This is a genomic window from Bacillus sp. UNC41MFS5, assembly GCF_000686805.1.
This window is the reverse complement of sequence record NZ_KK366019.1, coordinates 1-12,985: the sequence shown is the minus strand read 5'-3', so window position 1 is coordinate 12,985 and position 12,985 is coordinate 1. Positions and strand designations below refer to the sequence as shown.

At 41.1% G+C, this 12,985-nt stretch carries 7 protein-coding genes and 1 rRNA gene; 7 read left to right on the top strand and 1 reads right to left on the bottom strand.

Annotated elements, in window-relative coordinates; all coding sequences use genetic code 11:
• The first annotated feature begins 129 nt into the window (after positions 1–129).
• The 7 genes from BR30_RS0126710 (at position 130) to BR30_RS0126685 (ending at position 12,786) form a co-directional block, all read left to right on the top strand.
• Positions 130–1,851, top strand: a complete 1,722-nt coding sequence (locus BR30_RS0126710) for a vWA domain-containing protein (protein WP_231507828.1) — start codon at positions 130–132, stop codon at positions 1,849–1,851.
• 125 nt (positions 1,852–1,976) lie between these two features.
• Positions 1,977–5,369 carry a tubulin-like doman-containing protein gene (locus BR30_RS0126705; RefSeq protein WP_026567697.1) on the top strand — a complete coding sequence of 1,131 codons (3,393 nt, stop codon included), beginning with the start codon at positions 1,977–1,979 and terminating at the stop codon, positions 5,367–5,369.
• Positions 5,370–5,515: 146 nt separating this feature from the next.
• Positions 5,516–7,864, top strand: a complete 2,349-nt coding sequence (locus BR30_RS0126700) for a hypothetical protein (RefSeq protein WP_026567696.1) — start codon at positions 5,516–5,518, stop codon at positions 7,862–7,864.
• Positions 7,865–7,883: 19 nt separating this feature from the next.
• On the top strand, positions 7,884–8,018 hold the full coding sequence (locus tag BR30_RS38570; protein WP_269320655.1) for a hypothetical protein: 135 nt from the start codon (positions 7,884–7,886) through the stop codon (positions 8,016–8,018).
• A gap of 6 nt (positions 8,019–8,024) precedes the next feature.
• Positions 8,025–8,663, top strand: a complete 639-nt coding sequence (locus tag BR30_RS0126695; RefSeq protein WP_035446257.1) for a hypothetical protein — start codon at positions 8,025–8,027, stop codon at positions 8,661–8,663.
• A gap of 14 nt (positions 8,664–8,677) precedes the next feature.
• On the top strand, positions 8,678–9,946 hold the full coding sequence (locus tag BR30_RS0126690) for a TRAFAC clade GTPase domain-containing protein (RefSeq protein WP_026567694.1): 1,269 nt from the start codon (positions 8,678–8,680) through the stop codon (positions 9,944–9,946).
• Positions 9,943–12,786 (top strand): GAP1-N2 domain-containing protein, encoded by a 2,844-nt coding sequence (locus BR30_RS0126685; RefSeq protein ID WP_026567693.1) that lies wholly within the window; start codon positions 9,943–9,945, stop codon positions 12,784–12,786. The genes BR30_RS0126690 and BR30_RS0126685 overlap by 4 nt, the downstream gene beginning before the upstream one ends.
• A gap of 103 nt (positions 12,787–12,889) precedes the next feature.
• On the opposite strand, the gene rrf is transcribed toward BR30_RS0126685, so the two are convergent.
• Positions 12,890–12,985, bottom strand: a 5S ribosomal RNA gene (rrf, locus tag BR30_RS35450); the annotation flags it as partial.

Sequence of the window (12,985 nt, the reverse complement as noted above, 5' to 3'; positions counted from 1 at the left end):
TAAAATAGAATTATACTGCAAAAAAATGTAAGTAATGCTCAAAAAAAGGAAACTGTTGTTGGAGGTTGCACACAAATGATAAAAAAATGGATAAGTAGTTTGATAGTAATCTCGTGTCTTTTCTGCAGCATGAACTATTATAGTGTACGTGCTGCAAGTCCAATAAATTCCACTTCCCGAATTGAAGGGATGCTGGTGGTGGATGTTAGTAATTCAATGAAAAGCAGCGACCCAAAGAATATTAGCAATGAAGCAATGAAGATGTTTATCGATATGGCTTCCTTTAATGGTGATAAGATTGGCGCCATCGCCTATGCAGATGCGGTCATGCGTGAAAAAGCATTAGTTAAAATCCGCTCGAATCAAGATAAGAAGGATCTGAAGGATTTCATCGATTCACTTGAGAAATATACGTATACAGATTTATCAACCGGGGTGAAAGAGGCGGTAAATGTACTCGATTCCAGCCATGAACAGAATTACGCCCCGCTGATAGTCCTTCTTGCTGATGGAAATAATGAGTTGAATCCTAAAAAGGCTAGGACTGTTAAAGAAGCGAATAGCGATTTGGAAAAAGCTATCGCTGCCGCAAAGGCAAAGGGATATCCGATCTATACGATTGGTTTGAACGCCAACGGCACGCTGAACAAGGATGTTCTTACTGATGTCGCCAATCGGACAAACGGTAAATTCTTCGAAGCAAGTTCAGCCGATCAGCTGCCTGGCATCCTTAGTGAAATCTTTGCCAACCACCTTAAGTTGAAAATTGTTCCGGTCGATCAAATTGTCGGGAACGGTCAATTTCAGGATATCAGCCTGCATGTTCCGAATGAAAATGTTTTAGAAGCCAACATCTCGTTGATTTCTAGCAAACCTGTTGAGGTAAAACTTGTTAATCCTGCCGGTCAAGAACTCGCCATCCCTTCAGACCAAGTCCTTTTCTCCAAATCAAGGACCTACTCAATGGTAAAACTGTTGAAGCCCGAACAAGGTGATTGGACGCTGAGAGTTAAAGGCGTTGATAAGGATAAGATCGATGTTAATCTCGTTTTTAACTATGATTTACAGCTTAAACTCCAACCACTTGCCAAGCAGAGCTACAAAGCAGTTGATACCGTCAAGATTGGTGCCTTTTTTGAAGATAATGGAACGGCCATTTCTGAAAAAGAAATCTATCAATCAATGAAAGCAACACTTTTTGTAAAAGACCTCGATAAAGGAAAAATTAAGGAAGTTGCTCTAAATTCAAATAGTCAGGGTTTTACAGGAGAATTCAAGCTAGGGAATGCCTCAAGTTATGAGGTGATGGTCAAAGCGGAAGACAATAGCTTTTTCCGGGAAACCGCTCCTCAAAAGATTACTGTTCAGACAACAGCCAAATCTCCTGCAGCCGTTAAACCAGCAAATACAGAAGATGAGAAGACTTTTCCATGGCTGTATGTCATAGCTGCTGTCGTTGGTGCCCTCCTGCTTGCTGCCATTGTTTCTTTTCTTTTAACCAAAAAGAAGCAAGCGAGTCGCGGCTTTAGCGGGCAGATGGTTGTGGAAATTAAAGATGAAGATACAGGTGAACGCACCAACCCGCAATACAAAAAATTAAAAGGCTTTAAAGGGAAATTTCGCATGCATCAGCTTCTGGCACTGGCACCTGAGTTTGCCGAAACCGAGCAAATCATTTTCAAACCAACTGCCGGTGATAAGCTTCTGCTCATCAATAACTCTGAAAGTACCGTCGAAAAAGGCGGACGCGCCATTGATGCCAAAAAAGGCTTCGAAATAAAGAAAAATGACCGTCTGCGTATCGTTCTAAAAAGGGTTAATAAGTCCATATTTATAGAGTATATAAGCTAATGAAAAAGACAGGGTGTCAGGCACCTTTTATTGAGCTTGGCACCCTAAATTGAATCCTAGTTACGATCGTTTTCGTCATATAGTTGTGAGAGTTTGTATTTTTACAGCCAAGGAGGAATTTTTGCATGAGAGCAAGTGTGAGAGAGCATATTCAGCAGTTAGATGTTTCCTTAGGCGGAGGGATTATTTCAGAGAAAATCCGCGTTGATACCATAGATAATCCAATGCTGGTCATTGGCCTTGGCGGCACAGGCATCGATGCCCTATTACGCTTGAAATATCAAGTCAATCGCCGTTTCAAGCTCCCGCAAGACCCTTTATCCAAAAAGAAAAAGGATAAGCCCAATAATATTGAGTTCTTAGCCTTTGAAACCAATGAGTATGACAAAAATAAAAAGTACAAAGGCATCGGCCTTGATTCAAATAAAGAATTTGTCCTCCTTTCCAACCCGGAAATCGGCGGCCTGCTCCAAAATCGCAGTACGATTGAGCCGTATATAAAAGAATGGCTCTCACCAGAACTCCTCATTACGGATGGAATCAGCGGAGCATCGGGTGTTCGTCAAGCTGGCAGATTACTTCTATTCACTAAAATCAACCAGGTCGTCCAAACGATTGAACGTAAAATTGAAGCGGTCCTAGAAGGGACCAATAAACGGTTATATGTCTTCATCCTAACCGGCCTGTCCGGCGGTACTGGCAGTGGCTGCTATCTTGATATTTCCTATATTACCCGCGGGATTATGGAGCGTAAATTTGGCCCGACCGGCGTGGATAAGGTCAGTATTCTGGGCTACCTATTCACACCAGATGTGAATTTATCCAAACGCGGCCTTAGCTCACACACTGTTGAATACATTGAGAAAAATGGCTATGCTGCCTTAAAAGAACTCGATTACTGGATGAATGCCGATGAACGAAATGAACGATTCAAACAGAGGTACGGCAGCCTCTTGGAGGTTAACTCTCCCATGCCGCCGTTTAATCTCTGTCATTTAATTTCCGGGACGAACCTAGAAGGAAAATGGCTCGAGAACGCATATGATTACTGCATGAATGTCACCGCTGAAAATATTACCAACTTCATGGCTAACGAAGAAAAGAAATCGGGTGAAGAGTTCGCGATTCACGATTATATCAGTAACATCCGGACCAATATTGCCCAAATGCCAAAGCCATATGCCGCCAATTATCAATACAACATTATCGGTGCCTCGATGGCAGAAATTCCGCTCGAGGAAATGACCACCTATATCGGCTATAAGTTGTTTGAAAAAATGAACAGCATGTTTGAAGCAGGTCCTGACCAAACAGAGGTCGAGCAATTTTTAGAAAAACTGCGGATAGATCCAGATTCTGTCCATCACCGCTTTAATGAACGAGTTCCAGAGCCGTTATCCGGTTTTGAAAATAGTGACCGCTTTTCTTACAACAACGTGATTAAAACTTCTGTTATTAATATTGATGACGAATTAGATCGTGAATTCTTACTTAAAGCCCAAGAACAGTATCGTAAATGTAAGAAACAGCTCCCTGGAGAGATTATGGAAGAGTTCCGCCGCCAAATTGAGCGCCTGTTCCTCCACCCGAAAAAAGGACCGATTTATGCATCCCGTTTAATCTATTCAAATGATGGATTCTGCTTGTTAAAAACCCTGCAGGCTTATATGGAAGGACTTCGCGACCGCCTAGAGCGCTTACCAAGAGCGATTCAGTCTGAACAGGAATATGCCTTAAATAAACTTGAAGATGCCAGAAGTGCCTTTATCTCAAAGGATCGCAAAAAGAATGCCTATATTGAGGCCAAGCTGAATGAATATGATGCCCGCGCTGAAAAGGTCCGAATTGAAGAAATGATTGAATTCTATGAGGACTTATATCAGCTTCTCAATAGTCAAAACAATAAAATCTATGAAGTGTATAAAGAAATCCTTGAAACGTTAAAGGGAATCTTTGAAAAGAATGCGGATATCCTGGTTGATGGTGAGGAAGTCAAACACGATAACGATGTCACCTATTATTGGCATTTGGTCAGTGTACCGGATGTAGCCCGAGAAATCCAGCGGATGTTTGATTCTAAGGACGGCGAATTATTGGTTCAGCAGTGGTCTGAAATGCTTTTGGAGAAATCAACCTATTGGGTCAAGGAATCAGATGTGGATGTCGTTAGCACGGTATCTGAATTCTTAACCGACCAATTCGGAGAATTGATAACCAAATCAATGGAAGACTTTTTACGAATGAAATACGGTGAGGATCAGCCGATTGACAAAATTATTGAAGATAAGATTGCCGCACGGCTTGATCGGGATGCACTGCCTGTGTTCCATCTTGCCAACAGTAACGGACAGCTGCACTTCCCGCAGTGGGGCTTTGTCTCTGTACCAGTAAAGGCGCCGAATATTTTCAATGGTATTAAAAATTTCGAGAAGCATTCCTTGAGTCATTCCCGCTTCACGATTAAAGAAAGCGAATTGAAGAACCGGATATTCTGGTTGAACACGAAAAATGGGATTCCTTTATTTGCTTATTCGCCACTAACTATCTACGAAACTTCCTATGAAAAGACCATCTTAGAAAAAGAAGGCGTCGGCCGCCATCTCGTCCAAACGGATAAAGAAAACTGGGCCTACCTCCCATCACCGATTCCGGAAAAGTCCTGGGGGGATACGTACCAAAATGAGCGCATCAAGCAATACAATGCTAGTGTTCGCACCCTATTTGATGAGGCTTCCGGATTCAAATGTATCTCAGAAAAAAATGCGGATCATAATACAAGCGCACGGTTCCAATGCCATTTTACAAAAGAGATTAGTCTGCCAGATTTATATGCACAGTATGAAGTTGACCCGAATCAGATTGAAAAGGCAAGCCTCGGTAATCTAAAACAAGTGCTTACGAAGCTCAAAGACATGTCCTCAGGCGGGCTGGAATCAGATGGTGTAAGTGATATTTTCGGAAGCACCAATTTGGAATTAGCCAAAGAAAACTTCATTCGCTCACCAAAACTGATTGAAAAGGTGAAGTTAGAAGTCCGAAAATATCGCCTTATTCAAGAGAAAATAGCAGAGATTGAGCAATTTATTGACTTACAAAAAGATAGAGAGGTCTCCCTGAATCAGTTTATCCAGGCGGTTTATACAAAGACGATTCGAAAAAGGGGTGCTCTTTACGTTTTCGATAAAGAGATTGAGGAGGATGCTTGGGAACCATTCGTGAACTTGATGAAGACGACAAAATTTGTAGATTTTGAGATTTATCAAGCGTTCAAAAAGTTGAATCCTAAACAAATGGCCCAGCTCGAGAAAAAGTCGGAACGCAGGAGCAATGACTTGGTTAGCCAGGATCAGGCAATTGAGCTGATTTCTGCCTTAGAGGAAATGGCTGCCACCTATCAAAAGGAAAAAGAAGCTCTTGACTATGACTACAAGGATTTTGTGAACGGTGAAGAATTGTACACCTTCTATAAAAACATGATGATTAAAGTTCAGGAAATGCTCCGTCAGTTAAAATCATAATGAAAGATTGATAGGATGCAGAATTGATGTGGCCACATGCAGGATATGCTTGTGGCCCGCCTATTATAAAAGCGCAAGCGCTTGGGTGCTAGACAATTTTCAAAGTAGAATACTACTATTGTTTTTCTGATGAGGGGGGAAACAACTTGAGAGACCTTTTACAAACTTATGCACACACCTTTTCCAACCAACTAGAAAAAATGACACTTGAAGTAAATGAACAGCGGAGTGTGAACCATCCAATAGTTTTCTTATTTATCGGGGACCTCGTCTTGGATGCCCTAAAATCAATTATGACTATTAATGAAGAAAAATGGCATAACAGTTCAGGTGTGCTATATTTTCACGCCTGTCAAACAGAGACAATTACGAATCCAAACGTGCTTTCTATTCAACTGCCAGACCATAACATTGATCGTAAAACTCAGCGAAAGGATATCTATGAAGCTTTTTATCAAGATGAAGATAAATTGATTGAACTAAATAAAGCCTATCGTCTGCTTTCTTCAAAAATAGCAGAGTATGGAAGGATGTATTCCTCTCTTCAAAAAGTAAACCTGTGCGTAGTCACGGCAATTGATGACCCGGCGAATATTCTTATTCAAGAATTCACCTTACTGCTAAAAAGTATTCTTCAAGAATCATTCCGATTGGTCGAAGTTGACCTCTATGGATTAATGAAGGAAAAACAGGACGGCACTAACTTTGCTCTCTCTACCTCGCTTGGGATTAGTTTTTTCAAAGAATTAGATCGTTATCAACGCGATGAATACACCTTTCTGCAAGATCTCCAGTTGACAGAAGATCACCTTCGGCTGCCGGTGAGTCACACACCCTCCCCACTCTTCGACATGGTGTATTTACTAAGCGATAAAAATGAAGATGGCTTACTATCAAGTGAAGCCGTGCTGCAAAACTATGCAATCATCAGTAATCTTAATCTTTTAAAAAACCGTAAGATGATCAAGGACTATCACGAAAAGATGGACAGCTATAATCATGCAGCCTTTCGTAAGGGAATTCGTGGAAATTCAAACGAACCAGTCTATGCCTCAGCTGGCTTTGCCAAGGTAAATCGTCCCAACAAGGCGATTGCTCTTTATGCGGCAAGCTATTTTTATAATGAACTGATGGAAGCATTGAAAGCGCCGATTTCCAAGCCCAGGGAAAAAGTGCTTAACTTATTTGCCCTTTCAGATTCTTCTTTTCAAACGTATTATCATAAATGTCTGCCTTCCATTGACAAGCTTGCAGATATGAACGCATTAATTGGTACCACAAATTCATATCAAACGGTAAAACGAATGTCGGTCAGAGATGCGGAGGATTACTTGTTCGAAGGAGGTACGGAACAATTCTTTGCTGCCAATTTCAAAGAACCTGTCCGTGAGCGACTTACACAGCTAAATTTGAAAGTACAAATCCAACGCTGCCTTGATGAGCAGGTGATTCATCATGAACAATACGGTTTATATTGTGCCTACATCTGGACCGCTAGTTCAAATAGTTCGGAGATGAGTGTCATCAATGAAATCCACAAAATGCTCCAAGACACAAAAAATGAACAAGTTGAAAAACAAGCATGGCTCGAGCAGTACTATCAGCAACTGGTCGATAGCTGTGATTTTAAAAAGAGTTATCTTCCTTTTTCCGAAAGAAAGAATCTGCACAATTTTTTACACTACTTATTTGAAGCGGTGTATGGCACCAAGTATGAAATCATTAAGCTTGACGTAAAGCGGGAAATTCTGAAGCAGTACTTAGAGGTACTTGAAGAAAACCACCTGAAATTACGAACCAAAATGGAACATCTGAACGAAGTGGGTTCCTATCTGAAACAGATGGCAGTGGAAAGTCTTTATGAGGCAGATGATTATTTAGATAAAAATATCCCTGAATATTATGAAGAAATCTTGAAAAGGATTACCGCAAAATTAAAGGAGAAACGGGGGGCTCACTTCTTTACTGACGATCGCTTTTTTGGCAGCCTCACATTGTTGCTTGAAAAAGGAACCAAGTCACTGTTGGAACGGGTCCTGCATGTTTGCAGTCGTGAGGTGCTCACCCAAGAGGAGTTCCATCGCAGCTTTGAGGATGAACTGTTAGACCGGGCCAATGTCATGACCTATTATGAAAACCAGGAAGTTCTGTCAAAAAGTGAATTATTTAAGCAGTTATATAACCGCCTTGATGATCAATCGCCTATACAGATAGAAGTATTTAATTACACACAGGAACACCGCTATGAAGAAAAATACTTTTTCGGTGATTTTTACAGTAAGTTCATGGAGTACGCCTTAGAAAAAGAACATGAAACAAGACAATACAAAGTCGGATGTGCCCATGAAAAGAAGGCAAGCGGGATTGAAAAGCTCACCCTCATGGGCGGATTTCACTTAACGGACCTAATGTACTATCGTAATGGTGAAAAATACTACAAAGCCTATTGTAATGAGGGATTTGAATTCCACTCCAAAGCGGAGGCGTCCGTTTAGCAGACAACTCTTTCAATTCTTGTACTCTCTTAATTTTTCAAACATAAAACCGCCTGATGATATTGCGAACGAATTAACGAATGTTTTTGAAAAGATTTACCTTGAAAATCAAGCTCGAGTCCATGGCAAATGTATTCTATTAGAAATTGGGTGATTGTTGGTGAATTGGGAAACCATTTCTTCTCCTGATCATGAAATTAAGGATATTAAAAAGACAATACGAGATTCCGATGCTCATTTAACATGGTTTTGGCCAAAGTCAGTTGACTTTGTCTATATTTATAAAACTTCTACTGAAAATATGAAGCCTCTCCACGCGCTCAAGTTACAGGACCTAAAGCTTTACACACGGGAGGAATATAAGGCAAATCAAGGCTATCTTGGCAGGATTGATGGGATTGGCCGCACGGCATATCGCATTCTTCCCTGCCAAAAGCGGGAGGGTAAACTGATTGTTTTCAACCAGGAAAATGATCATAATCTCATTTATATTTCAGGTTCGAAAGCAAGAATTTATTATTCCATTTCCTATAAAAATAAGCTTTTCCAGGCACGCAAAAAAGTACAGATGTCCATTATGACCGAACTGCCACTCGAAAAAGATCTGTTAGTGTATGTGAAAAAAAACGGAGGAGTTCCCGTTTCGGTTGAAGATGGAACCGTCTACCCATTTGTGCGCGAGTTCCCCTCCGGGAAAACTGTGCCGCCAGAGATAGAAATTGATAAAAATGAGTTTATTCGCATCTTTTTTAGCGATGGAAAGAAATCAGCGCAAAGCTATGAGTTAATTCCACAATAAGGGAGACTATCCGTATGTTCGCACTGCTTAAACGAATGTTTGAAAAAAAACAACCGGCCAAGGAAAGGCTGCCATTTTATGATATTGTTTGTCCTTATTGCTTTTCGAAATTTCAGCATGAAGAGGTTGTTTTTCGTGCCGCCCATCACCGCGACGATGATGAAACATTAGCGCTACAAGAAGATGAATTGTTAAACAAATACAGGGAAAAATTTGGGCTTGCCCCCATCGATGAGCTCGAGGCGATTATCGATCCCTCAATGATTCCCGATGAAAACAAAATTTATTCCAACCGTGTTCTTATGGGCGTATCTGATAAATATTCCATTGTGACGAGATATCGCCTTTGCCCTTCCTGCCATAATGATCTTCCCGTCACTGCGGGGAAATATCCAAGTAACATCGTTTCCATTGTCGGCGCAACATCGGTGGGTAAATCTGTTTATATGACATCGCTGATTCATACCCTTCAGCATGTGACGGCCAACAATTTCGATGCAGCATGTATTCCGCTTGATAACGAGATTAGTAAACGATTTCGAGTGAACTATGAAATTCCACTCTTTGAAAATGGCAGTCTATTACAATCAACCGAGAAATCGAACCGCCAGGAGCCGTTTATTTTTCAATTCATCTTTAAGGATGATGACAAAGCCCCATTAACGCTCGTCTTTTTCGATGTAGCAGGCGAAGGAATGACAGACATGGACTATATCAAGCTTCATGCCGCACATATCAAAAACTCTTCAGGGATTTTATTCTTGGTGGATCCAATGCAAATCCGCGCCATCCGTGAAAAGCTAATCCATCAAATGGGTGAAAATCCTGGGAAAATTGTTGGTCAAGGCGATGAGCCGCGCGAGGTGGTCATTTCCCTGTTTGGAGATTTTATTGCCCATCTCGAAAACAGCAAAACGGATATTCCAACGGCAGTTGTTTTGACAAAGAGCGATCTCTTAAATTCCTTAAAACATGATGATGGAGACTATATCCGGACAAATAGTAATGTGTTTCGCCATGTGATTCACCGGGGTTTCTTAAATTTAGATGAGTACGAGAATATTAACGGGGAGATTAGAAGATTCCTAACAAAAGTTGATACCCCATTTGTGAATGCCCTTGATGTTTACTTTCGGGATACCTCCTATTTTGCCGTATCGGCCCTCGGCAGTAATCCTGTCGATCAACAGGTCAGTGGGATTATTAGTCCGATTCGTGTCGATGAACCATTAATTTGGCTGCTTTATAAGTTGGGCTATATAGAAGGGAGAAATGAGAAGTGACCGGCAAGTTGATAGCACAGCAAATTTATACACGCGAACGGGGCGGCGTTTTTCATGCTACTGACGGATATGATACCATTGCCATTTCCGAGAGCCTTGATAAAGACTTTGTAAAAAAATACTTACATCCCTTTTGTATGTATCACGCACCAAAGACCTTAACGGAACGCGGCGAAAAAGATCCCTCATACTATCCAGAGGCCGTGACCCTTTTTCAGCCTGAAACCGGTGATCTTGTCATCGGTCAGGCAGTCTTTGTTCCCGCGGATTTTACGGGGAGCCGCAGCACGTATTTTATGCATAACTATATTATTCCTCCGGGTCTGAAGGATGAGTGGGTCAAACAGCCGGAAAGATTATTTCAATGGAACGAGTTTCACACCTCTTATGATATCGAATCTGGGATGGTCCTGCCTGACGTAGAGGCAGTTGAATATAACACGACCGATATTCTCGCAGTAAAAGATGAATTGTTAGTCCGCTTAGCGATTAGCGAGGATCAATTCAAGCAGCTTTTATTTGCTGTGATGACCTCCATAGCAGGCAAGAAAAAGGTTTTTATTTCACTGGATGTGCCGCTGCAAGACTATACGAACTACGCCCTATTACTTTTAGAGCTAATTTCGGTATATTTACCCTATGCTTATCGCCGAAAACTTGGAGCGATTACCTTTACTAGTGCACCGGAGAGCAAGAATTATATCCATGTTACATTTTTTGAGCCGGGAACATTAAATACAGCCGATCGAAGCATCGAAAAACAGTTTATTTTTGACTTTGCCGCTGAGCGAATCTCCGGTGTAGATATTGGCGGTCAGACGCATGAGTATTTGGATTATGTACTCGAACATTTTTCAAGATTAGATCGAATCGATTCATTCCTTGAGTTTGCTGACCATTCATTAGCCGGTTTACCTGAAGTACAAAAGCTGGAACTCTCAAGCTACTATCAGCTGACTGACTTGTTTTTAACTTTATCACGGCAAGATACTTCATACTATGAAAAAAATAAACTTGGTTTTTTACATAGTTTACAAAAGTTCTTGCAGGTAAATTGTGCAGAGAAAGCCGATTTGGTGGATCTCTTTTTGAAGCTGCTTCATCAGGAAAAAATGGCCGCAGATCCGAAAACAGCTCTCGACTACATCCAATCCGTTGTTTCTTTGAATTCAATTCTAAGATTTGATGAGGCCACTCTCTTCATACTCGAGACATTGAACCATCATCAAAGAGATCCGCTTTTCCATAAGTTATGGAAGGAAATTGAACAGGACCAAGAGACTTATCAATCCATCGTCTTGTTTATGAATAACCATCCTGATTATAATGGGCTCCTTGAAGTCTATGTGATGGAACGACTTAAACCAGCCGCTGGAGTCGACGAAATTCTTTCCGAGTTACAACAAATGTTGGAATTACACACTCTTTTAGAAAATGAAACATTTAAAGCTGTTTCCATAAAAAAGCTGTCTTCGGCGATTACCTATCTTTCATTTAAGGATATCTTGGCCATTAAGAACTTTTCCATCGAGCGGGAAAGCACTGAATTTAAACACTTTAAAATGGAATTGCTCGCAAATGGAATAATCGTCTTATTGCGTTCTATTCGTCTAGAGGAACTGACAGTAACCGAAATCATGTCCTTTGGCCAGCTTTTTACAAAGGGACTAAATGTTAGAGATATAAAGGATCCAAAGGTGAAGGAAAATTATCTGATTATCAAGGCCCTTTATGAGGTAGTCAGCAATCCCGCACATTCAGATACGTATAATTTCGGAGCCTTGAACGGTGCAACTCGCGGGAAAATGAGAAGCACACTTAAACAAGTCCTGCGCAGCCAGTCTAATCCTGAGTATTTTCCGCTATTATTCATGGCTTTTGAAACGGAGGGCAGCGGGGTAGACTATCAAGGTTTATTGGAATACCTGATAAAAAACTGTGACGACCAAACAATTGTCGCCTTTATTCGTGGTAATACAAGACTAATTGACCTGTACCCATTTTTTAAAGCATCGTTGAAAAAGTATTTAGTCAGCCACCCTGAATCAATTTGGAAAAATAAATCTCTTCGAAAAGAACTAAAATTAATTAAAAACTACAGCCTTAAAAATTTTTTAAAAGAAGTAGAAACCGAAAAGGCCCCACCTCTAGTGAAATTTTTAAAACAGTATGGCCTGAAACTCTTGGTAATGTTTGTACTGTTTGGCGGTGTTGGTGGTGGAGCCTGGTACGGGATAAATAAGTTTTTCAGTAAAGACAAAACGCCTGGACCTGTCGTAAAAACAACGGGGACGGCAAAGGGCGCAGCATCGAAGGATAGGAATGAGGAAACGGCTGAATCGATTGTGACCTTAGATTCCTTCAAACCTACCTATTTAGGAGCGGCCGGACAGACTTTCTCAATAAATATGGAGGGAAAAAGAGCTAAAACCATTTATGGACAAGTTCAGAACGGTAAGCAAAGTATCATATTAACTGATAATCAGGATGGAAAATACCTGTTAGACCTGACAGCCCCATCTGAAGCAAGCCCCTTTGATGAGAACATGATTTTGAAAGAGGGTTACTCCCTCTCGAGTACGGAACATGATTTTACAGGAGATGGGGAACCTGAGGTCGTCCTCGCTGCGAGTGACAATCTTGCAGAATCCTATATTTGGATTTATGCTTTAGATGGAACAGAAAATGTGGGGGAACTGCTCACACCTCTACTTGTCCAAAAGGGAAAGGCTGATGTGCAGTTGGCGGGGCATCAACTAATATTATCCAAAGCGGAACCTGAGCTTATGTACGAGTATTCAAAGGAAGTGCAAAAGTTTGTGGAAGTAATAAATCAATAAATGTTGTCCGGTAGAGCATTCTTAAGGAATGCTCTTTTTGACTAGAAAATAGTTAGGAAAAAACAACAAAAAAGACAACCTGTATTCAGATTGTCCTTTTCGTGCCTGGCAACGTCCTACTCTCACAGGGACGCGTGTCCCAACTACCATCGGCGCTGAGAAGCTTAACTTCCGTGTTCGGTATGGGAACGGGTGTGAC

Coding starts and splice junctions, on each gene's coding strand:
- BR30_RS0126710 (WP_231507828.1), top strand. CDS start 130: ATGAACTATTATAGTGTACGTGCTGCAAGTCCAATAAATTCCACTTCC.
- BR30_RS0126705 (WP_026567697.1), top strand. CDS start 1,977: ATGAGAGCAAGTGTGAGAGAGCATATTCAGCAGTTAGATGTTTCCTTA.
- BR30_RS0126690 (WP_026567694.1), top strand. CDS start 8,678: ATGTTCGCACTGCTTAAACGAATGTTTGAAAAAAAACAACCGGCCAAG.